This window comes from Moraxella bovis (assembly GCF_002014975.1).
Lineage (GTDB): Bacteria > Pseudomonadota > Gammaproteobacteria > Pseudomonadales > Moraxellaceae > Moraxella > Moraxella bovis.
Genome location: NZ_MUXV01000014.1, coordinates 17669 through 43892, shown reverse-complemented (window position 1 = coordinate 43892; position 26224 = coordinate 17669). Strand labels below are relative to the sequence as shown.

General features: G+C 43.8%; 27 protein-coding genes. 13 read left to right on the top strand and 14 right to left on the bottom strand.

The genetic code is table 11. The annotated features are described in order from the left end of the window. Positions 1-41 precede the first annotated feature (41 nt). The 6 genes from B0182_RS03755 (at position 42) to B0182_RS03730 (ending at position 4842) form a co-directional block, all read left to right on the top strand. Positions 42-1031: an ABC transporter permease gene (locus B0182_RS03755; RefSeq protein ID WP_078273658.1), complete on the top strand. Its 990-nt coding sequence runs from the start codon at positions 42-44 to the stop codon at positions 1029-1031. Positions 1032-1040: 9 nt separating this feature from the next. After that, the gene (locus B0182_RS03750) at positions 1041-2015 is read left to right on the top strand and encodes an iron chelate uptake ABC transporter family permease subunit (protein WP_078273657.1); all 975 of its coding nucleotides are present in this window, start codon (positions 1041-1043) and stop codon (positions 2013-2015) included. 42 nt (positions 2016-2057) lie between these two features. Beyond that, positions 2058-2756, top strand: a complete 699-nt coding sequence (locus tag B0182_RS03745) for a CPBP family intramembrane glutamic endopeptidase (protein WP_078273656.1) — start codon at positions 2058-2060, stop codon at positions 2754-2756. An 11-nt stretch (positions 2757-2767) separates the two neighbouring features. Beyond that, the gene (locus B0182_RS03740) at positions 2768-3529 is read left to right on the top strand and encodes an ATP-binding cassette domain-containing protein (RefSeq protein ID WP_078273655.1); all 762 of its coding nucleotides are present in this window, start codon (positions 2768-2770) and stop codon (positions 3527-3529) included. A gap of 93 nt (positions 3530-3622) precedes the next feature. Then, positions 3623-4375, top strand: a complete 753-nt coding sequence (locus tag B0182_RS03735) for a hypothetical protein (protein ID WP_078273654.1) — start codon at positions 3623-3625, stop codon at positions 4373-4375. Then, on the top strand, positions 4372-4842 hold the full coding sequence (locus tag B0182_RS03730; protein ID WP_147287298.1) for a hypothetical protein: 471 nt from the start codon (positions 4372-4374) through the stop codon (positions 4840-4842). The genes B0182_RS03735 and B0182_RS03730 overlap by 4 nt, the downstream gene beginning before the upstream one ends. 147 nt (positions 4843-4989) lie before the next feature. Here B0182_RS03730 and B0182_RS03725 read toward each other — a convergent pair whose 3' ends face one another. The 13 genes from B0182_RS03725 to grpE form a co-directional block, all read right to left on the bottom strand. Beyond that, on the bottom strand, positions 4990-6171 hold the full coding sequence (locus B0182_RS03725; protein ID WP_078273652.1) for an MFS transporter: 1182 nt from the start codon (positions 6169-6171) through the stop codon (positions 4990-4992). A gap of 245 nt (positions 6172-6416) precedes the next feature. Continuing rightward, positions 6417-6683 (bottom strand): (Na+)-NQR maturation NqrM, encoded by a 267-nt coding sequence (gene nqrM / locus B0182_RS03720; protein ID WP_078273651.1) that lies wholly within the window; start codon positions 6681-6683, stop codon positions 6417-6419. 206 nt (positions 6684-6889) lie between these two features. Continuing rightward, positions 6890-7060 (bottom strand): hypothetical protein, encoded by a 171-nt coding sequence (locus tag B0182_RS14200; protein WP_158079615.1) that lies wholly within the window; start codon positions 7058-7060, stop codon positions 6890-6892. Next, positions 7053-8618, bottom strand: coding sequence for a cell envelope integrity protein CreD (gene creD, locus B0182_RS03715; protein ID WP_078273650.1), 1566 nt, complete (start codon positions 8616-8618; stop codon positions 7053-7055). The genes B0182_RS14200 and creD overlap by 8 nt, the downstream gene beginning before the upstream one ends. Positions 8619-8716: 98 nt before the next feature. Further along, positions 8717-9175, bottom strand: a complete 459-nt coding sequence (locus B0182_RS03710) for a hypothetical protein (protein ID WP_078273649.1) — start codon at positions 9173-9175, stop codon at positions 8717-8719. Continuing rightward, complete coding sequence (locus B0182_RS03705; RefSeq protein WP_078273648.1) at positions 9172-9645, bottom strand: ImmA/IrrE family metallo-endopeptidase; 474 nt, start codon at positions 9643-9645, stop codon at positions 9172-9174. The genes B0182_RS03710 and B0182_RS03705 overlap by 4 nt, the downstream gene beginning before the upstream one ends. 255 nt (positions 9646-9900) lie before the next feature. Then, positions 9901-11364 carry a two-component system sensor histidine kinase CreC gene (gene creC, locus B0182_RS03700; protein ID WP_158079614.1) on the bottom strand — a complete coding sequence of 488 codons (1464 nt, stop codon included), beginning with the start codon at positions 11362-11364 and terminating at the stop codon, positions 9901-9903. Continuing rightward, positions 11358-12077, bottom strand: coding sequence for a response regulator (locus tag B0182_RS03695; RefSeq protein WP_078273646.1), 720 nt, complete (start codon positions 12075-12077; stop codon positions 11358-11360). The genes creC and B0182_RS03695 overlap by 7 nt, the downstream gene beginning before the upstream one ends. An 84-nt stretch (positions 12078-12161) precedes the next feature. Further along, positions 12162-14951, bottom strand: coding sequence for a DEAD/DEAH box helicase family protein (locus B0182_RS03690; RefSeq protein WP_228157726.1), 2790 nt, complete (start codon positions 14949-14951; stop codon positions 12162-12164). A gap of 2 nt (positions 14952-14953) precedes the next feature. Further along, entirely contained in the window at positions 14954-16567 is a 1614-nt protein-coding gene (locus tag B0182_RS03685; protein ID WP_264682793.1) for a DNA methyltransferase, read from the bottom strand. After that, on the bottom strand, positions 16464-16835 hold the full coding sequence (locus tag B0182_RS15115; RefSeq protein ID WP_264682791.1) for a PT domain-containing protein: 372 nt from the start codon (positions 16833-16835) through the stop codon (positions 16464-16466). The genes B0182_RS03685 and B0182_RS15115 overlap by 104 nt, the downstream gene beginning before the upstream one ends. Positions 16836-16955: 120 nt before the next feature. Next, positions 16956-18872 (bottom strand): molecular chaperone DnaK, encoded by a 1917-nt coding sequence (gene dnaK, locus B0182_RS03670; RefSeq protein WP_078273644.1) that lies wholly within the window; start codon positions 18870-18872, stop codon positions 16956-16958. Between the two features lie 290 nt (positions 18873-19162). Beyond that, positions 19163-19681 (bottom strand): nucleotide exchange factor GrpE, encoded by a 519-nt coding sequence (grpE, locus tag B0182_RS03665; RefSeq protein WP_078273643.1) that lies wholly within the window; start codon positions 19679-19681, stop codon positions 19163-19165. Between the two features lie 124 nt (positions 19682-19805). On the opposite strand from grpE, the gene B0182_RS03660 reads away from it, so the two are divergent. From B0182_RS03660 to rlmB, 3 genes are read left to right on the top strand one after another with little or no spacing between them, the layout of a single operon-like run. Next, a complete protein-coding gene (locus tag B0182_RS03660; protein WP_078273642.1) occupies positions 19806-20063 on the top strand; it encodes a hypothetical protein in 258 nt (85 codons plus the stop codon). Next, on the top strand, positions 20044-20445 hold the full coding sequence (locus tag B0182_RS03655; protein WP_158079613.1) for a type II toxin-antitoxin system VapC family toxin: 402 nt from the start codon (positions 20044-20046) through the stop codon (positions 20443-20445). The genes B0182_RS03660 and B0182_RS03655 overlap by 20 nt, the downstream gene beginning before the upstream one ends. A 16-nt stretch (positions 20446-20461) precedes the next feature. Next, positions 20462-21298, top strand: coding sequence for a 23S rRNA (guanosine(2251)-2'-O)-methyltransferase RlmB (gene rlmB, locus B0182_RS03650; protein ID WP_078273640.1), 837 nt, complete (start codon positions 20462-20464; stop codon positions 21296-21298). A 178-nt stretch (positions 21299-21476) separates the two neighbouring features. Here the strand turns inward: rlmB and B0182_RS03645 are convergent, their stop codons facing one another. Beyond that, on the bottom strand, positions 21477-21701 hold the full coding sequence (locus B0182_RS03645) for a hypothetical protein (protein ID WP_078273639.1): 225 nt from the start codon (positions 21699-21701) through the stop codon (positions 21477-21479). A 60-nt stretch (positions 21702-21761) separates the two neighbouring features. Here B0182_RS03645 and bamJ point away from each other — a divergent pair, with 60 nt between their 5' ends. The 4 genes from bamJ (at position 21762) to B0182_RS03625 (ending at position 26224) form a co-directional block, all read left to right on the top strand. Continuing rightward, the gene (gene bamJ / locus B0182_RS03640) at positions 21762-22622 is read left to right on the top strand and encodes a BamJ family beta-barrel-assembly machinery protein (protein WP_078273638.1); all 861 of its coding nucleotides are present in this window, start codon (positions 21762-21764) and stop codon (positions 22620-22622) included. Between the two features lie 112 nt (positions 22623-22734). After that, entirely contained in the window at positions 22735-23718 is a 984-nt protein-coding gene (gene rsmH, locus B0182_RS03635) for a 16S rRNA (cytosine(1402)-N(4))-methyltransferase RsmH (RefSeq protein WP_421648799.1), read from the top strand. A 75-nt stretch (positions 23719-23793) separates the two neighbouring features. Then, the gene (ftsL, locus tag B0182_RS03630; protein WP_078273636.1) at positions 23794-24174 is read left to right on the top strand and encodes a cell division protein FtsL; all 381 of its coding nucleotides are present in this window, start codon (positions 23794-23796) and stop codon (positions 24172-24174) included. Beyond that, positions 24167-26224, top strand: coding sequence for a peptidoglycan D,D-transpeptidase FtsI family protein (locus B0182_RS03625; protein WP_078273635.1), 2058 nt, complete (start codon positions 24167-24169; stop codon positions 26222-26224). Before ftsL ends, B0182_RS03625 begins: the two co-directional genes overlap by 8 nt.

The following is a 26224-nucleotide window of genomic DNA, read 5'->3' as shown; positions in this document are numbered from 1 at the left end:
TGCCTCACCATGCACCTTAGGAATTATCACTTGGGAACCCTATGACCACAGCGACACTCTCCGCCCCAACTTCTTGGTGGTCGCCAACATTTGTCAATGTTGGTGCGTTTTTGCTTTTGTTTGTTTTGATTGTCATCAGCATTTCGGTGGGGGTGGCGGATTTTTCATGGGCAAAACTCTTTGACGACACCGACAACAGCTCACAGCTTTTTTTGGTGAGCCGTCTGCCCCGTACGCTCGCTTTAATTTTGACAGGGGCGAGCATGGCGATAGCGGGCATGATGATGCAGGTCGTGCTAAAAAACCGCTTTGTTGAGCCGTCTATGGTTGGGGCGACACAGTCGGCGGTGCTTGGGATTTTGCTCACAAGCCTTTATATGCCAACCTTGCCCCTTTTGGGTAAGATGAGCGTGGCAACGGTCATGGCGTTTGGCGGTATGATGATTTTTATGCAGATTATCAAACGCTTACCGCCCACCGATTTTCTCATCATTCCGCTTGTGGGGATTGTGTTTGGGGGGATCATTGACTCGTTTACGCTGTTTTTGGCGTATCAGACCGAGACGGTGCAAATGCTCTCGGTGTGGCGGTTTGGCGATTTTTCTAGCGTGCTGGCAGGGCGGTATGAGACCTTGTGGCTGGTGGGGATTTTGTCCGCCATTGCTTATATCATGGCAGACCGCTTGACGATTATCGGGCTTGGGGACGGTATCGCCAAAAATTTGGGGGTCAATAAAGACGCTGTTATGTGGCTTGCCATTGGCATGGTGGCGATGATAAGTGCGGTGGTGGTGGTTACGGTGGGGGCGATTAGCTTTGTGGGGCTTGTCGTGCCAAATATCGTGAGCCGTCTGGTCGGAGACCGCCTACGGGTGTCGCTCCCTGCGGTGGCGTTGCTTGGTGCGTCTTGTGTCCTTTTGTGCGATATTATTGGGCGTGTGATACGCTATCCCTTTGAAATCCCTGTCTATGTCGTCTTCGGCGTGCTAGGGTCGGCACTGTTTTTATGGCTTTTGTCAAAATCAAAATAGGGGCGTGTGATGAATTTTATAAAAAAGTTATTGGGCAGTCCTATTTTGTTGGCGTTTATCGTGCTTGTGATTGGCTGTGGGCTGTATTTGACCTTAAATGTCATCAGTTGGGATTTTGCCTTGCCCCTGCGTACTCGCAAACTCATTGCTTTTTTAGTGGTAGGCTATGCGGTGGGGGTGTCCACGCTGTTATTTCAAACGCTTACGCATAACCCCATTTTAACGCCAAGTCTCTTGGGCTTTGATGCCTTATATGTCTTGATACAGAGCCTGATGCTGTTCTTTTTGGGTATGCTAAGTTATGTCACCTTGCCAACAGTGGGTAAATTTGCCTTTGAAGTGGCGATGATGATGATTATGTCGGTGATTTTGTTTCGTTTTTTGTTTACTAAACATAATCAAGATTTGACACGGCTTATCTTGGTGGGCGTGATTTTTGGGACGTTGTTTCGTAGCCTATCCTACATGGTCGCTCGCATGATAAATCCCGATGAATTTGTTACCGTACAAGCCCAAAGCTATGCCAGTTTTACCGCCATCAATGTCAATCTGCTCATCACCAGTGTGGTGCTGTCGGTGGCGACTTTTATTTATGTGTGGCGACAACGGTTTGCGTTGGACGTATTGCTACTTGGTAGAAATTGTGCCATTTCGCTTGGCGTGCCGTATCATAAGCTGTCTCTTGGTATTTTGATGACAATCTCGCTACTCGTATCCATGGCAACCGCCCTTGTGGGTCCGATTACGTTTTTTGGGCTACTTGTGTGTGCTTTGACCAATCGGTTTTGTACAAAAATGGCTCACGGCGAGAGGCTGATTTTGGTGACGCTCATCGCCAGTAGCACGCTCATCGTGGGACAGGCAGTGTTTGAGCATATTTTTAAAATGGCAGGCGTGCTTGAAGTGGTCATTGAGCTGTTTGGCGGGGTGGCGTTTTTGCTACTGATTTTTATGCAATATAGCAAACAACGTACAATCCAATAATTCTTAATACATAAAATTTAATCTATAAATTTAGGTTGTTGAATGAAAAATAAATTAAAATCATTGCACTTGTTTGATGTGGTTATTTTGGCGATTATCTTTTTTGGCTTTGCCATTTATAGTTCCAATATGCAGTTTTTTGAATTGATAAGCCATGAGCAGGTTGCTCCTGAGACTTTGGAATTCAACAGTTCAAGTAATTGGTCGGGGATTTTGAGTGAAATTATGGCATTATTGGTGGCGTTTGGGTATTTGACCTATCGTAAATTTGATTTTAAACAATTAAATTTTAGTGTCAATCGCTGGACATTGCCAAAAGTGGTGCTATACATTCTCATTGCAGGAACGGTGGCATCGCTTTATGAGTATTTGCAATACTGGGCTTTTCCCGAGCTTTATCCAACCACAGAGGCACATTATGGGGCAAGCGAGCATTTTAGTATGTGGTCTGTTTCCTTTATTTTATTTGCTCTGTTAAATGGCTTTTATGAGGAAGTGTTTTTTATTGGATTGGTGGCATTGACCACAAAAAAACATTTGCCCCTTGCCATTGTGTTTACTTTGTTTGTGCGATTTGCCTTTCATACCTATCAAGGATTGGCAGGAGCATTAACCATTACCACTTTGGGGATTGTGTTTTTGTTATTACGCTATAAAAGTGATGAATTGTTGCCATTTACTTTAGCACATTCATTTTTTGATTTATTTGGGCTTGGCTTGCCTTTGTATTTGTTGGAATAATTGGGGTATTTATGATAAAAGTAAAAAACGTTAGCCACAACATCGGCGATTTACCCATTTTAAAAAACGTAAACTTTGAGCTACCCACAGGGCAAATCATCGCACTCATCGGAGCGAACGGGGCAGGCAAAAGTACGCTGTTTAGCCTGATGGCTCGCATGAATTCTTTGCAGGACAAATCCGCCTGTATCAGCTTTGATGGGCATGACATCAGCACCGCCACAGATAGTGATATGGCAAAAGTGGTCGCCATGCTCGCCCAAGAAAACCACATTCAGGGGCGACTGCGTGTGCGTGAGCTACTCATGTTTGGGCGTTATCCTTATCATCAGGGCAGACCCACACAGGCGGATAAGGATAAGGTGGAGGAGATGATTACGACCTTTGAATTAGAGATGTTGGCGGAGCGGTTTTTGTCCGACTTGTCGGGCGGTCAGCGTCAGCGTGTGCTGATTGCCATGGTGGTGTGCCAAGATACGCCGTATATCTTGCTTGATGAACCGCTCAACAACCTAGATATGTACCACGCAGGGCGACTCATGCGACAGATGAAGGTGCTGGCAAGTCGTGGCAAAACGGTGGTCATCGTGCTACATGACATCAACCAAGCATCCCAATTTGCCGATACGGTTGTGATGATGAAAGGGGGCGAAGTGGTGTCTGTGGGTGCGCCAAAAGACGTGCTAACGGCTCAAAACATGAAAGTGCTGTATAACGTGGACGTAACGGTGCTGATGCATAATGGCAAGCCGATTGTGGTGGATGTGGTGTGATTGAGATTTGATAGATTGCACTATCAAAACAAAAGGTGTTATAATAGAATATTTAGATAATTTTCTTTAATTGGACTTAGACGGGGCGTTATGATGACTGATAGCAATTACGCCACATTCACACTCAGACTGACTGGCATTGATTTGGATAATATTCATCCAAATGATGTGGGGGCTTTATTGTCTGATTTTTCTCGTCTGCTTAATGAAGATAGTCTAAAATTTGATAGCATTCGTCAAGGCTCTGCGGTGGTTTCTGTGCGAGCCAATCAAGAGCTTTACCCCCAAATTTTGCAAAATTTTCAAAACGGCATGGTAAAATCTGCCTACAAATCTTTGACAAAAACCATTCGTAAATACGCCAAATATTATCCTGATATTCAAGCTGAACTGTGGGCAAAGCCAAATAATAAAAGTGAAAATCAATTAATTGAAACCTTGGATTATCAAGAATACACAAAAACCATAAAACAAACAGAAACGCTAATTGGCAAACTGCAAAAACCTGCACATGGTAAAGATGATACTGACCATTTTACCATTTTGCTTGCTAATGGTAATCAAGTTGCTGTTAAAGTAAATAAAATATTGTCTCATGAATTGGCAGGGTATTTGGAAGGGCTTTGGCTGGCAGATAGTTTGATTGAATTTACAGGTATTGCCAAATATCAATTGACAGGTTGGCAAATGAAATTGTCTGAATTTACCGCTCAAAGCTTTGTTGTTTTGCCTAATAAAAATGAATTGACAAAATGGGCGGACGACTTTCATGCGTGCGGTGAAAGCGGTTGGCGAGCATTGGATAATCCTGAGCAAACTTGGCTAATGGAGCGTCATTCATCATGATAATGGCGGATAACAATTTTTTGATTGCTTTGGTTGCTGATAAACAAAAATATCGCTTATTATTGCAACAATTGGAGAGACAAAATCATAAAATTGGTTTGCCAACACCCGTATTGGCAGAATTTATGGTTCGGGATAATAATATGGAGCGAGAACTGTTTTTAACAACCAATCACTCTTTTATTCAAGAATTCGATTTTGACAAAAAGTCAGCAATCGTCAGTGCTAATATCATGCGAGAATTATTAAAAACAGACTTTTTTAAAAATAAATCAAAAGATAAACAGATTATTAAGGTAGATATTCAAATTTTAGGCATTACCATTGCAAATGGTGTCAAAAAACTATTCAGTGCTGATATTGAAATAGCAAGAATTATTGATGTGCTTGAACTACCAATTGAGTTGGTTAATTTTGATGAGAATAACGGTTTAGGGCAATCTGATTTATTTGGTACTGTTTGTTAAAACTTAAAAAGGGCGAAATCTCGCCCTTTTTAAGTTGGTTAAACCATATAATTTTTTCCCCACCTTATTCCCCACCAAAAATGCGAGAAGTTCAATTGCCCAACGCAGGCACGACAGCGTGCAAATCCCATAAGGCAATCATATCACTCAATCCACCCTATCCCCACGCCCAGCCAGCCAGCCAAAACCGACATTGACACACATTAGAATAAATAGCACATACAGCGACACTTCCCAAGTGCCTGTTTTTTCGTACAATTTACCCAGCACCAACGGGCCAAAAAACGCCACGCCATAGCCCACCGCCTGCACCATGCCCGACAAATCCCGAGCGGTATCAAGCCGTGTTGTACGAATAGAAAACAGCATGAGCGACAACGTAAAAATACACGCCCCGCCAAAGCCCATCAGTGCCGACCACAGCATGAGATAATCAGGAAGCCAAATCAATCCGCCTGACCCCACCACGTTAGCAAGGCTTGCCACTAAGGCGATGATTTTTATGGAAAAATTTCTTTTGATTAAAAAGGTTAATAAAAATATCGCCACAGGAGCGGACAGCTGAAAAGCAAGGGCAAGTCCGCTTGCGTCTGCCAAACTTAGCCCATAACCCATGCCAATGGACGGCAAAAAACTTGCCACCGTATAAAACAGTAACGACTGTATGCCCATATACACGCCCAAATACCAAGCATCCTTGCTTTTCCATGCGTTAAAATGACTGGGCGTGTTTGTGGTTTGGGCGGTGTCGGCATGATAGAACTTATTGATAAATAACAACATAAAAAACGTCATCACCGCAAATACCCCCCACCACGACAACGCCACCTGCCACGACACCACGCCCATGAGCGGTACGACCAGATAGGCACACAGCCCTGCACACACCGACATGGATAGGCTAAATACGCCTGTGGCAAGAGCGATGTGATTGGGGGCGTATTTTTTGATAAAAGGGGCGGTTAGGGCGTTTAATAGCCCAATGGCAAGCGACAACACAACCGTACCGACAAACAGACCGCTCACCCCAAGCCACACCCGAGACAGTACACCGACCGCCAGCACCGCACCGCTTATCATCATCATAACTTCTAGCCCAAAACGCTTGGCGAGCATGGGAGCAACCAGAGCCCCAAAGGCAAACATTGGCATGGGAAGCGACCCCAATAGCCCAATGGCGGACACCGATAAGCCCAGTGCGTCTGTAAGCGTGGGAGCGACCGAACCTAGCATGACAATGGGCGAACGCATATTTATCGCCAATAGTACAAGCGTGATGATAAGTAGGGCAAGGGGCAGGGCGGATTTGTGGGGGTGGGTGTTTGGCATGGCGGTTTGGTGTGGCTAAAGATGGAATTTTAACAAAAAAGGATGAGGCTTGAAAAGGGAAAAATTTAGGATAAATACAGTGAATTGACCCTAATTTGCACCAATTCTGTATTTTTTTAAATGATACTTTTGTAGGGGTGTGCTTTCCACGCCCGTTGGTATATTTTGAGGTTAAGTAATCATAAAAGAAAAAGGGCAAATAATTCGCCCTTTTTAAAATTCAAATAAGTTTTAAAACCACCAAATCAAATCTCTTTGGCAATCTTATCCAATGTTGCTTTGTTAGCGAGCATGGCTTTTTTGTCGTCTTCGGTGAGACTGTCGCATTTGTTGGGGTCGTTGCCACAAAACTGGCAAAACTCATCGCCCATCAAGGTTGCCACGCCCCCGCACGAGCCTTTTAGGGGTTTTTTCTTGACCAAATAACCAATCCCCATAAACAAAAAAAACAGCACAAATACCCCAAACGTTACAATAAACATAGGGATAAATTGGGCGAGCAAATCATTCATGGTATTCTCCTAATTGATAGAGATGAAGGGTGTATTATAAAGAATTTTGCCAAAAAAATCAGTCCGTTTTTTGTAATGGCTGACCAGTAAATATTTACCCTTTATTAAAATTCTAAATCAGGGCGAATATAATTCGCCCCCCTATCACACGTCCAAACTTTAAAAACTTAAAAGGCATTGTTATTTCACAATGCCTTTTATTTACTCTACACCACTTCCACCCCTGCACACACCTGCCGATGAAAGCTCATCAACAGTTTTAATTTTGGCACATACAGCCAATGCAAAAACTCCACGCAGTTATCTTGTTCAAATTCATCTAAGATTGCCGATTTGGGTTTGCCGATTAGGGTGTTTACGGTTGTGATATTAGTCATGGGCGATCTCCTGATTGGTTGGACTGATTTGATTGATTGTGGTAACTTGTGGCAGTTGCGTGGGTGGTGTGTTGTCGCTTTCATCACTTTTATTGTCATCATTTTGCCCTGTCATGCCATACCAATCTACATGACGAGTAGCAATCATCACCACGGCGATGCACATAAAGGAGAACACCGACCCCATAAGCAGGTTCATGCCACTTGCCGAGAGTATCGCATAAAAGCACGCATACAACGTCCCCAACACCGCCCCAAAGCCCACACCACGCCCAAACGAGCCGAGCATATAGCAAGCATACCAACCGATAAGCCCCACACAGGCAAGGCTTGCGATGGTGTATGCCTGCCAAAACGCCAACTGTTCGGCAAGCGACAGCAGAAGCAAATAAAACACAAGCAACGCACTTGCCACGAGCAGATACTGAATGGGGTGAATGCGTAAGCCTTTGATAACTTCAAACAAAAAGAACGTCCCAAACGACACCATGATGATAAGCAAGGCATATTTAATACTGCGGTCAGTCTTGGTGTAGGTGTCGTTAGTGTGGATAAAATCGGTCGTCAGAGCGTGGTGCGTGTATTGGTCAAAATCGCCCATGATGCCCCGTGATAGCTCCATGATAAGTTTTTGATTTTGCACGCCTAGCACATGGGCTTGCCATGTCGCCCCAAAGCCGTTGTCGGTGAGCGATTTGTGCGTGGGTAGGGCTTGCCCGTGGAATTTGGGATTTTGCCAGTTGCTGTTTAGGGCAACGGTGTTCATCTCGCCAAGCGGTAACACGCCAAAACTGCCAATGCCAGACACGTCAAGCTCAAACTGCACATTTAGCTCTCCACTGCCCATAAAATCATCTTTCATAAATTCATCCAAGGTCATGGGCAAAGCCACTTCCAAATGCGGTAGGGCGTTGTCTGTGCCAAAGGTGGCAGGATAGCTTTTGCCATTGACGGTTACATTCGTTGGCATGACACCCCGTAAATCACTTAGGGCAATGATAAGCCTTAGTGGTTTGGGAATGTGGATGGATTCGGTAGGTGTGGCAGGCGTGGGTGTCGCTTGGGTGGCTTGGGGGTTTTGGGTGGCGACTTGCTCGCTTGGGGTGGATTGGGCTTGCTCGTTTTGGGTTTGCTGATTTTGAGACTGTTCGTTTTGTGTTTGGGTATCGGGAGATACCGTTTGGGCAGGCTCGGCAGGCTTATCAATGTGTAAGCTGTGGGCGGTGGCATGGGCATTAAAACTCTGCTGTACGACAACTTTCGTGCCATAGCTTATCGCCCGATAAATGCCCCGTTTGTACTCGTCATCTCGCACATCACTTGTCGCCTTAATGTCGCTTTTGGTGGGGAAAATGTAGTGCGTCTCATCGCCATGTCCTGCGACCAAAAAGGGCGTGGCTAGAATTTGCGATGACACATGGGACGACTTAATCTCGCTGATAACCTCATCGTGATAAGACTGTCGCTCGCTCACAAGTCCGCTCACGAACATCAGTCCGACAAAAAACACAAGGCACACCGCCCCGATGAGTGATAATTTTGTACCGATTTTTTGCATAATAAACTCCTAAAAACATGAAGTCATTATAAAAATCGTCTGTGCAAAAATGATGGAAAAATGGGGTGGTTTTATGGAAAATGTGTGGAAAATTTAGATTATTTAGATGATTTTAGGGATTTAATGGTATCAATCAACTCTTGCCAAATAGGAAGGTTGCCAATAACGGATAGGCTGTCAGTATTTTGTTTGTCATTTTGAGATTTGTTTTCACCAAAATGAGCGGAAGATTTTAAGGTGGCATATAAAATAGATGTCGCCATAACAGCAATCATTAAAGGAATGTGCCAAAAGTTGCTAGATAATATCGCCGTTTGGTTTGATCTTAACAGCGATATATACTCATAAATAACACAGCATAATAGCACTATGAGTATAGAAAAGGCAAATAAAGCACCATAAACTGCATAACGAAATAATGTAATTCGCTCTTGATTAAGTTTGGCTTGTTGCGATAGTTCGCTAATATCGTCATTGGCAATATTAACTGTTGCAGATGCTGGCGGTGCCTGTTCTGGTGGACTTAGTTGAATGTTATGGTTGCCAATCTTGCTCATGAAATCAATCCTAGATTTTTTAGGCGATACAACATGGCTTGCTCGGACACCCATAATTTTTGAGCGAGTTCTTGTACCGTTGTAATGTCTTTTTCAAAAATTAAATGTCTGATGACAGCAGTTGGCATTAAGATTTCAGCAGCGAAAGCATTGGCTTCAATCTCATCAGGGTCGCTTTCTCCATTGCGGTATAGAATATCTTCTTTTGAGCCATGATTTAGGGCATAATGCCCCAATTCATGAGCTATGGTAAATCTTTGGCGATTTTCATGGTGATTTTCATTGACAGTAATAATGTATTTTTTAATATCAAAATCATAATTCACCTTACCAGAAATGTTGTCTGTTAAGTTCTCATAACGAATTTCCAAATCGTCAATCTTATCAATCATACGCTCTGGTTGTATGGGTATTTGCTTATCCCAATAGTGTTTTAGTACACTTTGGGCGTATTTTACAGCACGGCTCATAATTTACTCCAAAATGTAGAGATAAAAAAATAGGTAACAAAAAGTTACCCAACCTAAGAATATGTGTAAAATTGGTCGGACACACATAAGGCTATTATGTATAAAATAAGGTATTTTTGACAAAATTGCAAGCATTTTGTGAGATTTATTTGTGCATAATATGTGTATTTTTTTGTTGCTTTTTATATAATTCATTGATTTTATATAGAAAAAATATTCTAACAATCCAAATACAATACTGTTTTTATATTATTTCTATTTGTAAATATATGTAATCGGAATTCTCATCACCACAACCACATCGTTGCCCCTATCCTGCCCAAAACTCACCGCCCCGCCATGAAGCTCTATCACTTGCTTAACCAGCGTCAGCCCAAGTCCCGTGCTTTTTTGCTGGGCGGATTTGCCTATGCTAAAATACCGCTCAAAGGCTCGCTTGATGATAAAGTCGTCCAGCGTGTCGCTGTCATTTTTGATATGGATAAAGGTATCCGTCTCGGTTTGGCTTATATGAATGGCTATCGCACTTTTGCCATAATAAATGGCGTTGTCAATCACGTTTTGCACCGCTTGGGTCAGCCAAAATTCATCGGCACGGATATGAATACCGCTTTTGGTAAATTGCACGGTTTTGCCAAGCTGTTTTAGGGTTGCCGACTGCTGATTTAGGCAGGTTTGAATGAGTGCGTCCAAATCAACATCGCTCATGGTAAGTTTAAAGGTGGGCTGTTCAATCTTGGCAAGGGTCAAAAGTTTGTCCACCAAGGCGGTTAATTTGTCCGTTTGCGATAGGATAATGCCCGTAAACTGCTCACGCTCGGCAAGACTCAGCTCGTCCGTCAAAATCTCGCTACTGGCACGAATGGCGGTCAGGGGGGATTTTAGCTCATGCGTGAGCGTGTGGACGTACTCGCTCACGTACGCTTTGTTTTCTATGGTGTCTTTCATGGCGTGAATGCTTGCCATGAGTTCGTTCAGCTCTCGCCCAAGATAAAAATGGGGTGGTGCGGTACTGGCAAGCCCTTTGGTGTAGCGGTTTACGCTGTCTATGCTGCGTCTTAACCACCATGCCATGAGCGTGGCGGTGGCAAGCGTGATTGCCATAATTGATAAGATAATCTTAATAATCTCATCGGTGCTTTTGTTGATATAAGGAATGAGCGTTTGGGTGGGCTTGCCAACGGATGCCACACCGATTATCCGCCCGTCTGAGACAATCGGGCTTGCCACATACATGACCGAATGCCCGCCGATGTCAGTGCTTCTTGCCCCGTATTTGCCACGCAAGGTCAGATACACGTCATTCCAACGGCTAAAATCCGCCCCCACGCTCGCCCCACGACTGTCATAGATGACCACGCCTGTGCTGTCCGTGATATAGATGTGGTAGGTGCTTTTGGATTTTTGATGATACCAAAGCGGTTTATCAGGGTTGGTAAAGGCGTGGGATAATTTGGCGTTAAGCGTTTGATTTAATTCATCTTTTGATAAATTTGCCACGTCATCTGCCACGATGTGCGACAGTAGCACCGATGTATCCACAAGGCTGTCTTCTACCACCCGTTTGGCGGACGGTCGCACCGTTTTTTGGACATAATATAGGGCAAGGGACGATGACAACAGGGTAATCAAGGCAAAGGTCAGCCATATCCGCACAAAAATGCTAAAACTTAGGCGTTTTTTAAAAATGCGGTCAAGCAGACGATGAAAATTTAGCACAGGCTGTATCCCAAGCCTCGATGGGTTACAATCATCTCATCATCGCACAAATCGCCCAGTTTTTGGCGTAAGGTTTTGATGTGGCTGTCAATGGTGCGTGATAGGCGGTGTTCGGGGTGGTCGGACACGCTTGCCAAAATCTGCTCACGGCTTAGAATGTGCGTGGGGTTGGCAAGTAGGGTGAGCATGATACCAAGCTCGGTTTTTGATAAGGTCAAGGCATGATTATTTAGAAAAAGTGAATAATCACAGGCTTGATAATGCCAAATGTGTCTGCCTGTGGTTTTGGTAAAGTCGGTGTGGGCAGGGTCTGATTTATCGGCTTTATCCGATTTTTGGGTAAAGATATTTTCTCTACGCCATATCGCTTTTAGCCGTGCTATCAGCTCTCGGGGGCTAAATGGCTTGGCGATGTAATCATCTGCCCCCAGCTCCAAGCCCAAAATGCGGTCTATCTCGTCTGTGCGTGCCGTCAAAAACAGTATGGGGGCGTGGGCGTGCCTGTCGCCTTGGCGTATCATTTGGCACACGCCAAAACCGTCTCCGTCAGGCAATCCCACGTCCAGCACGACAGCGTCAAGGCGTGGCGTATCAAGGCAGGGGGCGACTTTGGCAACCGTGTCCGCCCATGACACGGTATAGCCTTCACGCTCTAAGGCAAAACGCAAGGTTGTGGCAATGGCGGGGTCGTCTTCGATGATGAGAATGTGCATGGTGTGGCATATGATGTTGAGTTACCACCATTATACGCCAAAATTATGAATTTTTGTGGGGTGTGGGGATTTTTCATGGATTTTTCATAATCTTGTATTAAAATCCGCTCCAAAATCGTGCTCACCCCGTGTGTCGCTATTAAAAAATTTAAAGCCCAAACATTTGATTTCTTGATAACCGTGATTTGTCATACCCGCCAAATACTGCCGATAATTGGTGTCATCTAAGACATTATCTTCAAAACGAATTTCGCTATTATCATTCAAAGCAATCAAGGCTTTTTCTTTCCATTCGTCTTTTTGTAATAAATGTCCGCCTTTTGGTTCAAAAAGGCATTGATAATAGACACTTTGATTGGCAATATCATTGATTATCATCATATAATCAGGGCTAAATCTGCGACCGTCTTCTATATTAAACAGATAATAATCGAGTTCATTACGAATAAGATAAATCTCCGCCCCTTGATATTTATTTTTTAATTCATCAATTTGCGTGGCGATATATTTAACAAAGCGTTTTTCTTCACTAGTGCCATAGTTTTCACTATACGCATACCAATCGGCTGTTTTAATGTCAAATGCCAACTGTGCATTATCGTGATTGGTTTGTGCTTTAGCTCGCTCATCGGTTGCGTGAAATATTTTTTCGCCTGTATTTTTATCTATGCTGGGATAAGCGACCAGATAAATATTTTTCTCTTCTTTAAAAATAGATGATAAAGATTTTGGTCTAAACACCGAACTGCCCGTAACCAATGGCATATACTTATCAATGGATTTTCGCACTTCTGGCAAAATACTACCGACTAATAACTGCAACTTTTCATTAGCATTTAATTCGTGAATGTCCTTACCGTGAATATAGCCATATTGAATATCATGCATTGGCAAATAATGCTCTATCATCTCATCAATGCTTTTTATGCCGATGATGTGATTTTTTAGATTATTTAAGCGAAAAAAGTTATTTTCAGCACCAACTAAGGCTTTTCTTAATAAATGCTCTGAAAAATACTCAGGCGTGATTTTTATGTTTTTGTATTTGATTGCCGATAAGGTTTTATTTTGCTCTTTATCGGTTAGGGCATTGGCGTGTAATTGATAGGGGCTGGCGATGATTTGTCTTTTGAATGTCAAATCAATCTCGCTGTCTTTATTTTTTCTACGATATTCTTGGCTATTGACGAGTACAAAACCTTTTTGATAAGTTTGGCTTTGCATAAAGTCATTTTTTAGGCGAATGGTTTTTTTCTCTACGCCTTCATTGATAATGCCTTCGCCCAATAAATCTTTTTGCAAGTTTTCTAAAAATACCCCCGTTTTGACAAAGTGATAAAAGAAGGTCTCTAATATCCGCCCTTGTGCATCAGGGGCGTTGTCAAATTTGCGTTTAAAGGGGTTAAATTCATAACGATGATTGTCGCTAAATAAATCATCACCATTATGATAAGCTTTGGGTAATTGATAGGGGTAAAGTCTCGCCCCACGCCCAATCAGCTGAATGTCTTGCAATGATACTTTTTTGGTTGCCGAAATATCAAAATGAATAATATCATATAGGCTCAATACGTCCCAACCTTCATTTAGGGCATTGACCGAAAATATCGCTCTTATGGTATTTCTAGGGCTGTCCAATAATGGCAATAAATCAGCTCGCTCTTTGGTTTTGCTGTTATAAATCATCGTGTTGTTTTCACTAAATCGCTCTTTAATCGCAGTAATCAATCCACCAATACCGATAAACGATGATTGTTTGGAATTTAACCAATTAAACATTTGTTTGATAAACATAAATTGAGTGTCTAACAAATCAGTTTTGTATTCACTCATTGCTTTTAGATGATTAAAATCTTCTACTCTTAGCGAATGAATGACTTTATGAAAAAATGCCCTATCTTCTTCGCTTTGGGCGATTTTGGTAGATTTAATCAGTATGATTGGGTTAATAGATACGCCCATTTCACGCTCGGCATACAGACGGCGATATTCGCTCATTGCCACCGCATTGACAATAAGCAGTCTTTTTTGATCTTCTATTTGTGTCTCTTCGTTATACAAAAAATTAACTTGTTTGCTATATCTGTCTTTATTAAATTGCAAAAAGTCGTATTTATAAATAAGTTTATCGCTGTATTTTTTATGGATTTTTTCATTTTTTAAATCCACCGTTGCGGTAAATTCTAATAATAGATTTTTTGGATTGGCGTGCAATACCGATTGCACCGCCTTTTCCCAGTTATTTTCATCATTTACTTCGGTCTTTTTGCGAGTATCTACATTTAACCTGTGAGCTTCATCAGCGATAATCACTGTCAAATTTTTGACAAAATCATTGGCAGTAATGGCATTTTCTTTTGGGTTAATCAGGCGTGTGTATAATAAAGACGTACTAAAAAACATAAAGTTAATGCCGTCTTTTTTGGTGTCTTCAAATCGGTCTATGGCTTTTATGGGAATGCTTTTGCCATTAAACTTGACTTGTTTTTTAAATAGATATTTTTCAAAAGTAGGCTCGGTAAAATTCTTTATCGCTTGGTCTTTGATTTGTAATTGATGTACCAAAAACACAAAATTACGATAACCCTGCTCATACAAATACAGCACAATCCCTGCCATTGTCAAGGTTTTGCCTGTGCCTGTTGCCATATTAAATAAAAGATGTTTGGCTTTTTCTATGCCGTGATTTTCATACAAATAAATAAACTGCTTTATGGCATTGATTTGATAATCGCGGAGCATCTTGGCAAGATTATCAGTGATAAAATTAGGTAATTCAAACTCATCTGCCCAATCTTGATATTCCTTACTGTTTTTTATTTGATTAAATAAAAAATCGCCCAGCGTGTGTTTTAATTGTGTCTTTTTTGCCATTGTTATTCTCCATAAAATGCATCTGATAAGGCTTTTTCATCATCTCTAACCTGATAGCGACTGTCGCCCATATCGGCGTAATTTAGATAGAGCTGATTTTCATCTAAGACACTAATGAGTATTTGCTTTCTGTCGTCTAGGCTGATTTGATTGTCGTCTTTGTCTTTTTTATAGGCTTTTTGAAATTTTTCTTTATCAAACCAAAATTTAAAAAACGCATTTTTTGCCATTTCATTATAGACCGTATCCAGCTCACCCATGGTATTTGCGACTAGGATTTTATCAATAAAATATTGATTGTATTTTTTAAGTTCAAAATAACAAAACGACCCACCGCCATTCCAATCTACCGCTTTGCTAATACCGCCTTGTTCTCCCTGCAATACTTTTAACAGGCGAGTTTTGGTAATGTCATCAATATAATCCATCTGTTCAATGCCAATCCAACGCCGACCCATTTTATGAGCGACCGCACAAGTTGTACCAGAGCCTAGATGATAGTCTAGGACGATGTCATTTGGGTTGGTTGTTAAAGCAATTATTTGATGAATTAGACTTTCAGGTTTTGTGTATTCAAAGGTTCCTTTTGGAAATAAATCATTCATATGTTTGGTTGCATTATCATTCGAATAAAGACTTTCGCTGAATTCAAGTGTTGATGTCGCTCTTGTTCTTTCTTTTTCAACAATCTGATAATCCCCATTGATATTTTCAATTTTAACATTTTGATAAGTTTTGGTATAAATTCTTGCACCGTTTTTCGTTCTCTTTATTTCAATAAAGCCATTATTTAAACCAAACTCAAATAAGTCTTTACTCCAACGCCACGCCCAGTCAGCTCTTAGATGATTACCATTTTTTCGTTCTATGTATCTTTCTTTGTTGCCACCAGCATAAAATACTTCACCATTTATTTTTATTGGATAATCTAAGGAGCTAGAATATTGTAAAGAATCATAATCTAAAGTCTGATTTAGTTTGTAAAAACCTCTTGTTTCAAAAAATTCATCTTGATTTTTGAATCCTTTATCGTTATGCAGCATAGGATAAAAACCAGTTTTTTTGTTTATTTTTGAGTAAACTAAAACATAATCATGATTGTCAGCAAAAACATCAGTCGATTTCCCACCCTTTTTGGTTACTCTTGGCAAACAAGTTACAAAATTTTCTCGTAGAAATAATTCGTCCATTAAAACTTTTAAATATGCATTCCCATCCTCATTGGTGTGTACAAAAATCACCCCATCATCGGTTAATAACTCTTTTGCAATCTCTAAGCGGTTCTTCATGAATATCAACCAAGAAGAAAATTTGAAATTTGAATTATATCTGAATGAATCTTGTGGTTTTGCTTCTTTAAAATAATAAGGCGGGTCTATATAGATGAGTTTGATTTTCCCTGATAGGCGGGATTTTAAAGAGTGTAGGGCAAGTAGATTATTGCCTTTGATAAGTAGATTTTGGGCAAGATTGCCATTATCATCAAAAAATTTTACTTGACTGTTTAATAAGTTAGGCGATAATGGTTGGTTGGTTGGTTGGTTGGTTGGTTGGTTGGTTGGTTGGTTGGTTGGTTGGTTGGTTGGTTGGTTGGTTGGTTGGTTGGTTGTCACCATTGTGTGCATGATAGGCGAAGTTTGTCAATACCTTTGGTTCAAAAAGGGTATCAATATCTCGTCCGTCCATTTCTAGGTGTAAAAAGCGTTCTTCTCGCCCTGTGTCTTCCTTATTCATACCTGCTTCTAGGACGGTATCTTTAAAGGGGAAATTTAGCACTACATCATCGTTATATGTTAAAAAGCCTGTGCGCTCACCTGTGGCGAACAGTCCGATCTTGTTGCTGTATGTGGTGTAGCGACCTTTTTTGAGTGAATTGTCTGACATAAAAACTCCTTAAATAAACAATACCCACTAGTATAAACAAACCTGTTCCAAAAAGAAAGTGATTTTAAAAACAAACCCCCAATTTTCATTGAGGGTTTGTTTTTGAATTAAAGCAAAAGATTATTTATCATCTTTAACTTCGGTAAACTCAGCATCTACCACACCGTCATCGGCAGGTTTGGCTTGCTGTGCTTGACCTGCGTCCGCACCCGCACCGCCTTGCTCTTGGCTATAAATCTTGGTGCCAATTGGCAAGAATGCGTTATCAAGGGCTTCTAGCTTGGCTTTGATGGCGTCCAGGTCATCTTCTTTGGTCGCAAGTTCTAGCTCGCTGATTGCCGTTTCTACCGCTTGTTTTTCTTCATCGGTCGCTTTATCGCCATTTTCTTTTAGGGCTTTTTGTACCCCTGCGATACGTCCGTCCGCTTCGTTACGCACGCCCGCAAGCTCGGCAAACTTCTTATCTGTTTCTGCATTGGCTTCGGCATCACGCACCATTTGCTCGATTTCCTCTTCTGACAGACCTGAGTCCGCTTTGATTTGGATTGATTGTGATTTGCCAGTGCCTTTGTCTTTGGCAGAAATATTCATGATACCATCTGCGTTGATGTCAAAGGTAACTTCAATCTGTGGCACGCCTCTTGGTGCTGGCGGAATGTCGGTTAGGTCAAAGTTGCCCAAAAGTTTGTTTTGGTTAGCGATTTTACGCTCGCCTTGATACACTTGGATAGACACCGCAGGTTGGTTGTCGGCAGCGGTTGAAAACACTTGTGATTTTTTGGTAGGAATCATCGTGTTTTTCTCAATGATTGCTGTCATCACACCACCCATGGTCTCAATGCCTAGGGTCAATGGAGTTACGTCAAGCAGTAGCACGTCTTTTTTGTCACCAGAGAGTACCGCACCTTGGATAGCGGCACCGATTGCCACCGCTTCATCAGGGTTCACGTCTTTTCTTGGCTCTTTACCAAAGAACTCTTGCACTTTTTGTTGGACAAGGGGCATACGGCTTTGACCACCTACCAGAATCACGTCATCAATGTCGCTAGCCGATAGACCAGCATCTTCTAGGGCGATTTTACATGGGGCAATCGTGCGAGCCACCAGCTCTTCGGTCAAGGCTTCTAGTTTGGCACGGCTGATTGTTACTACCAAGTGCTTAGGGCCTGTGGCATCTGCGGTGATGTATGGCAAATTCACTTCGGTAGACGTTGAGCTTGACAGTTCAATTTTGGCTTTTTCGGCAGCTTCTTTTAGGCGTTGCATGGCAAGCGGGTCGCCTTTTAGATTGACGTTTTGCTCTTTTTTGAACTCGTCCACAAGGTAGTCAATCAAAGCAATGTCAAAGTCTTCACCGCCTAGGAACGTATCGCCGTTGGTAGATAGCACTTCAAACTGCTGTTCGCCGTCCACGTCCGCAATCTCAATGATAGACACGTCAAACGTACCACCACCCAAGTCATACACAGCAATGGTGCGGTCGCCTTCTTTTTTGTCAAGACCAAAGGCAAGGGCGGCGGCGGTTGGCTCGTTGATGATACGCTTAACATCAAGCCCTGCGATACGTCCTGCGTCTTTTGTGGCTTGACGCTGGGCGTCGTTAAAATAAGCAGGCACGGTAACGACCGCTTCGGTTACGGCTTCGCCAAGATAATCTTCGGCGGTTTTTTTCATTTTTTTCAAAACTTCAGCAGAGATTTGTGGCGGTGCTTGTTTTTTACCGTTCACTTCTACCCACGCATCGCCATTGTCGGCTTTGACGATTTTGTAAGGCACAAGACCGATGTCTTTTTGTACCGCTTGTTCGTCATAACGGCGACCGATAAGACGTTTTACGGCAAATAGGGTGTTTTGGGGGTTGGTAACTGCTTGGCGTTTGGCAGATTGACCGACTAGGGTCTCGCCGTCTTTGAATGCCACGATAGAAGGCGTGGTTCTGGCACCCTCTGCGTTTTCAATGACTTTGACGTTGCCATTTTCTAGGACTGCCACACAAGAGTTGGTTGTACCTAAGTCAATACCGATAACTTTACCCATAATTTTTCTCCGATTTGTTAAGTGAATTTCTGGCAAATTTGCAAAACAGTTTTGCCAAACTTGCTCTGTTATATTTGTATCAAATTTGGATTTTCAAGAGAAATTTTTTAAAAATTTTAAAATTTATTTTGTTAAAATTTTGTGTTAATGCCTTGAAAATATTGGATAAATCCATAAGGGAATGGCTTTTAAATATGTTATTGTAAGGTGTGTACAACACGCCAAATCAACGCTCAAATCTTAAAAACGGTGCGTGATATGCACCTTACAAATTTCCCTATGATTTAAAATCACGCCCCCACCAGCACCATCGCAGGACGAATGGAACGCTCGTTTAGGGTGTAGCCTTTTTGTAGGACTTGCCCGATGATGTCTTTTTCGGCTTCTGGAAAAATGCCCACCGCTTCGTGCAAATCAGGGTTGAAACTCTCACCCACTTCGCCCACGGCAACCACGCCATTGCGTTCTAGGACGCTAAGCAGAGATTTATGGGTCAAGCGCAAGCCTTCAAGCACGCTCTCATCCGCCCCTGCTTGTTCGCTCGCTTGCAAACCACGCTCCAAGTTGTCCACGACGTCAAGCAGTTCTTTGGCGAACTTTTGTAGGGCGAATTTTTTTGCCTTTTCGGTTTCTTGTTCCATACGGCGTTGGGCGTTGTAGCTCTCGGCATTGGCACGGGCTGCCGCGTCTTTGGCATCGGCGACTTCGGCTTCAAGCGTTTCAATGGTGGCAATCAGCTTGGCAAGCTCGTCCGTCTGTGCCTGTTCGGTTTGCTCGTTTTCGTTTAGGATTGGCTCTTGTTCGCTCATGGTGTTCTCCAAATGGGATAAAATTCCCCTTATTGATAAAGGTTATGGGGCAAAATTTCAAGGGATAATGTCGGTTTGGGCAAAAATTTTGTTATAATGGGGCAAAATGCAATTAGGATATGCCATGCTGATTTTAGACCTACCGCCCAGCGTAGAACAAACGCTCATCGCCCACGCTCACGCCCAAGATTTAAGCGTAAGCCAATACGTCCAAAACCTATTGCCAAAAGCCGGCCAACAGCCCCATGAAAATTTGGCATGGGAGCATGGTAAAGAGCTGTTTGGGCAATTTGCCGAAAGTGAAGACGGTACGTTAAGCCAAAATGTCAAAACGTTGGTTGCACAAAAGGTATTGGAAAAATATGGCAAAAATATTGATTGATACGAGCGTTTTTGTGGCGTTGTTTGATAATAAAGACAAGTATCATAAAAAGTCTGTTCAATTTATCAAAGACAATAAAAAGCCGTTAATCACAAGTTTGGCGTGCGTTACTGAAACCTTATTTTTGTTAAAAAACCCAATGAACCGTAAAGGGTTTTTAAATTGGTTGCATTTGGCACGCATTGAGATTGCTGAATTTAGCCATAAAGACATGCCAGCATTGGCGGAGTTGATGAGCCAATATAGCAACGTTCCAATGGATTTTGCGGACGCCTGCCTTGTGCATTTGGCACAGCGTGAGACGTTAAGCCACATTGCCACCATTGACAGCGATTTTCGCATTTATCGCATTCATGGTTATTCCTTTCGTGTAATGATTTAATTTTGGAAAAATGACAATGACCCAAAAACCCTTTAAAAAAGACCCCAAAAAAGACCCCAAAAAAGACCTTCAAAAAAACAAAAAACCCACCCAAAAACCCAAAAAACCCACCACACCCCATTTTTATGGGACGCACGCCATTAAAGCAATTTTAAACACGCGCCCAATGGATGCCAAAGCCCTATTTGTACAAAGTTATGACAATCATCACAATGATAACCATGATGAGATTATCGCCCTTGCCACATCGCTTGGCGTGTCGGTGCAAACCGCCCAAAAAGACACGCTGACCGAGCTGTGTGGCAGTCCCCAACATCAAGGCGTGGTGCTGTCGGCACGCTCTCGCCCCATGTTGGACGAAAGTGAGCTTGATAGTCTAGCAGGGCAGGATAATGCGGTGTTTTTGGTGTTAGACCAGATTACCGACCCGCACAATTTTGGGGCGTGCTTGCGTACCGCCAGTGCGATGGGCGTAACGGCGGTTATCGTGCCACGTCATCAAAGCGTGGGGCTAACACCAACGGTTGCCAAAGTCTCGGTAGGCGGAAGCGATGCCGTGCCTGTGGTGGCGGTAACTAATCTGGCACGGTGTTTGGAGAAGTTAAAATCGGCAGGCGTGTTCGTGTTTGGCACGGCTCTTGATGAGAGTGCCAAGCCCTTGCAGGCGTGTGATTTTGGCGGAAAAGTCGCCATTGTCATGGGGTCAGAGGGGGACGGCATGAGACGGCTCACAGGCGAGCTGTGTGATACGCTGGTTTATATCCCCATGACCGATAGCTCGGACCGCCCCCAGAGTCTCAATGTCAGCGTGGCGACAGGTATGGTGCTGTGGGAGGTTTTTAGAAGCCGTTAGGATAAGTGGGTTGGCTTATTATGTCTTATTTTGGATACACAAGGGGTAAATTGCCATTTGCCCTGTGAAAAATATGAATGTATTGCACATTTATAAGGTAAAAAATTATCTTAATTGGCGAATGCCTTGCATTTTTAGAAAACGCCTATTTGCCAATTACCAAATCCAAAATCTACCCTCATTTATCCAATCGCCCCACCCCAACTTTGTCTTTTGTAACAGCATAAAAGACAGATAAAGTAACAATAATCATACCTAAGCGTTTTATATCATTAAAATTTTTTTTGCAATCATAATAGCGATTTCTATGTTTTTTTGGTATGATATGCCGTATTTTTTCGCCAGGTGATTTTGTAAGCAATTTTTTAAGCGATTTTGGGTGTCGGACAGTTAGCACGCCCATTTGATGACTTTGCCAACATTTACTAACGGCGTTTTATTTTTCAAAATAAAGAGACACACAATGAAAACCACACGCACCACTTTTTTGATGACTGCCCTAATGGCGTCCATACTTGCCCTAACAGGCTGTAACAAAGACGGCGATACCGCCAAACCTACCAGCACCGCAAACATCAGCGAACAAAGCCCTGAAATGGACAAAATCAGCTACATCTTGGGTCATGATGCAGGCAGAAATCTAAAAGAAATGGACGGCGAGATTAACCCAAAAATCATCGCGACAGCACTCTCTGAAGGCTTTGAAGGCAAAGAGAGCAAATTTACCGATGAGCAAGCTCGTGCCATCTTTGAAGAATACCAAAAACGCAAAGAGGCAGATGCGGTCAAAGAGCTAGAAACCAAAGCCAAAACCAACAAAGAAGCAGGAACAAAATTCTTAGAAGAAAACAAAGCTAAAGAAGGCGTAAAAACCACACCATCAGGACTACAATATAAAGTCATCACCGAAGGTACGGGGGCTAAGCCTAAGGCGACGGATGTGGTTGTTACTCACTATGAGGGCAAGACCATTGATGGCAAGGTCTTTGACAGCTCTTATGAGCGTGGCGAGCCTGCCCAGTTTGACCTAGGTCAGATGATTCCAGGGTTTAGAGAGGGTGTTCAGCTCATGCCTGCTGGTAGTAAGTATGAATTCTATATGCCGTCAGAGTTGGGCTATGGCGAGGCAGGTTCACCGCCAGTCATTGAGCCAAACAGCGTGCTGATTTTCACCGTTGAGCTACTAGACGAAGCCAGTGCCAAAAAGGCAGCTGCCGATGCCCAAGCCAAAGCCGAAGAGCAGATGGCAGAGATGATGAAGCAGTTAGAGGCACAGGCAACCCAAGGCGAGCCAAAGGCGGAAGCTGAGCCTGCTAAAAAATAACACCAACATGGGTGACGCCGACCCAAGCAAACCAAGTGCGTCGTGACGGACTTGGTTTTTGTTTTTATCAGACTGATTTTAAACCAAATACCCAAACACATCCAAACCAATTATCATGACCACAACCGACCGCACACCTGCCTTGATTCATGAGACTGTCTTGTTACACGAGACGGTAGCAGGCGTGCTTGGTGTGTCTGATTTGTTGGGTGTGTCGCCACAGACAGGCGTGTATGTGGACGCAACCTTTGGACGGGGCGGACACAGTCGGCTATTGCTTGATTATTTAACCGCTGATAGCACGCTCATCGTGTTTGACAAAGACCCACAGGCGATAGTGGTAGCAGACGAGCTTGCCAAAACCGACAGCCGTGTGGTGGTGGTGCATGACAGTTTTGCCAGTCTTAATGAAAGCCTAGCAAAACTTGGCATGAGTCAAGTGGACGGCATCATGGCGGATTTGGGTGTGTCTAGTCCACAGCTTGATGACGGTGCTCGGGGATTTAGCTTTATGAAAGATGGGGTGGTGGATATGAGAATGGACACGAGCCGTGGGCAAAGCGTGGGGCAGTGGCTCGAAGTCGTGGACGAAGAGACGTTGGCAAACGTGCTATATGACTATGGCGAGGAGCGTCATAGCCGTAGAATCGCCCGTGCGATTAAGGCGATGGAAAATTATGATTCTACGTTAGAGCTTGCCGAGACCATCAAAGAGGCTCACCCTGCTTGGCAAAAAGGCAAGCACCCTGCCACCCAGAGTTTTCAAGCCATGCGGATATTTATCAATAATGAGCTTGGCGATGTCAAGGATTTTTTAAATCAGACCCTAACCGCCCTAAAATCAGGCGGACAGCTGGCCGTCATTAGTTTTCACTCATTAGAAGACCGTATTATCAAGCAGTTTTTAAATAATCACAGCAAAGGGCGACATGAAGGCGATGATAAACTACCCATACCGCCAAAACGTCCCAAATATTTTGATAAACCCTATCGCATTACCCCAAGCGATGATGAGGTGCGTGCCAACGTGCGAGCCAGAAGTGCCTATTTGCGTGGGGCAAGGCGAAATCAGACGGCATTTGAATCATTCAATTGACCTATCCAATTGATTCATTATCGCCATGATTTGCCCCATTTAATTTATCATTTAAACCATTATAAATCACAACCCATGAATCCAAGCACTGACAGCGACTTACATGAATACACGACCGAGCCGATGAGCTTGGTGGGGTTGTATCGGCTGATTGTTGCCGGATTACTGCTTGGGATTCTCATCACAGGGGTGATGATAGCCACACAAACCCAAAAACGCCATCAGACCTATCAAGAACTTACCCGCCTAAGACAGCAACTGGTGAACATGCAAGTCGAAGAGAGTCGCCTGCTCATCGAACAGCAGACATTTAGTGCAACCCCACAAGTGGCAAGACGTGCGGTGGGCGAGCTTGGCATGCATTATCCAACCAAAAAAGAGCAGATAAATCAAGACGAATGGGACGAGCTTGGTAATTTGGGCAATCTAGACAATACGGGGGTGTCTCATGAGTAAAAACGACCAAACCCCAAAACAGCTCAAACACCCAAAAAACCAAAACCGCTCAGGGCAAAAGACAAGCACGTCCCCCAAGAGTGATATTGGCGAGAAACTAAGCAAAATCGGCAGTCTGAGCAAAAAGCTGGACAAAAGCCATGCCACCAAACGCACGCCTGACACTCAAGAGTCAGCCCAAAACCCTCTGAAAAAAACACGCAAACGCAAAAAAAACTCGGGTGTCTCGCTGTTGGGCGGACTTCAAGATGTGGGGCGTTATAAGATAGTTTGGGCGGTGATGGCGGTGTGCTTTTCGGCACTCTTTGCTCGTGCTTATTGGCTTCAAATCGCCAATGCCGACTACTACATCAGCCAAGGCGACAAACTCATCACCAGTAAGCGAACCATCACTGCCCATCGTGGCAACATCTATGATACCAACGGAGCTCCTCTTGCTGCCAATGCCCCTTTAACCACGGTGATTTTTAGTCCTTATGACTATGCTTTGGCGTATTATGATTTGCAAAAGAAAATCAAAAATACCAAAAGCGAAGAGCGTCGCCAAAAGCTGGTGCAAGAGCTTGATGAGATGAATCTAGAAACGCTGGCGACTGCCAGTGGTGTTTCACGTGAAACATTAGAACAAGCAGTACATCTAAATGGGGCGGTGGATTTGGATGATCCAGAAGCCATCAAACAAGCCCTGCCATCGGGGACGGGGTCTAAACGACTGGTGCTACTTAACCGAGTCGCCCCTGAGGTGGCTCAGCGAGTCACCATGCTGGGCTTTAAGGGTGTGTTTAGAGAGACGAGCGAGAAACGCTACTATCTACAACCTGAAATCATGGCACAGATATTGGGCTATATGGGCTACTCCCAAGATGACCCGCCTGTCTATGGGGGGCGAGCAGGCATAGAAGCTAAATACGACAAACAGCTGACAGGACAAAACGGTCAAGTGCTAAGCCTGCGAGCGGTGCAGGGCAGTATCGGCGACATCAAAGAACTCTCGCCCATGATGGCAGGGCAGGACATTCATCTGACCATAGATTCACGGTTGCAGTATATTTTGTACAAAGAGCTAGAAGAGCTTGGACGGGTGCAGTCGGCACGGTCAAGCTCGGGCATGATTGTCGATGTGCAAACAGGTAACGTGCTTGCCATGGGGTCGTGGCCGTCTTTTAACCCGAATGATTTGTCAAAAAGACACGGGGCAAGCGAGCGGAACCGCCCTGTGCTGGACACCTTTGAACCGGGGTCGGTGGTCAAGCCTTTGACGGTGGCGGCCGCCTTGGAGTCGGGGCGGTATAGCACCCGAACACTCATTGACACAGGGGCAGGTAGCATGAGACTTGGTGGGTATAGCATTCGTGATGGCGGTCGCTATGGAGCGATTACCATGGGGAAGCTCATCCAAAAGTCATCTAATGTCGCATCCGCCAAAATCGCCCTAGATTTGCCCCCTGACGCCATCGTGAACATGCAAAGAAAGTTCGGCTTTGGGCAAAAGACGGCTTTGAACCTACCTGCTGAGTCGGCAGGCGTGCTACACACCCCGACCGCCAAAGATGTCACTCGTCGTGCCACGCTGGCATACGGCTACGGGCAGTCGGTCACGCTGGCTCAGATTGCAGGGGCGTATGCGGCACTTGCCAATGGGGGCAAGATGAATCATCTAAGACTGGTTAAAGAAGAATCCGTCCCTGCCCCAGAGCAGGTCATTAGCGAGCAACACGCCAAAGACATCACCAACATGATGATTAGCGTGACCGAAAAAGGCGGTACGGGGACAGCGGCTGCCATTGATGGCTACTATGTGGCAGGCAAGACAGGCACGTCACGTCGCACCAATCCAGCAGGCGGTTATTATACCGACCAATACCGCAACGTCTTTGCAGGGTTCGCTCCTGCGACCAGTCCCCGTTTTGTGGTGGTGATTTTGGCAGAAGACCCAAGACAGGGCAAGTACGCTGGACAAACCGTCGCCCCTGTGTTCGCCAAGGTGATGAAAGAGACACTTAGAATTTATAACGTGCCATTTGACAAACCACTAGATACAAACCAGTAA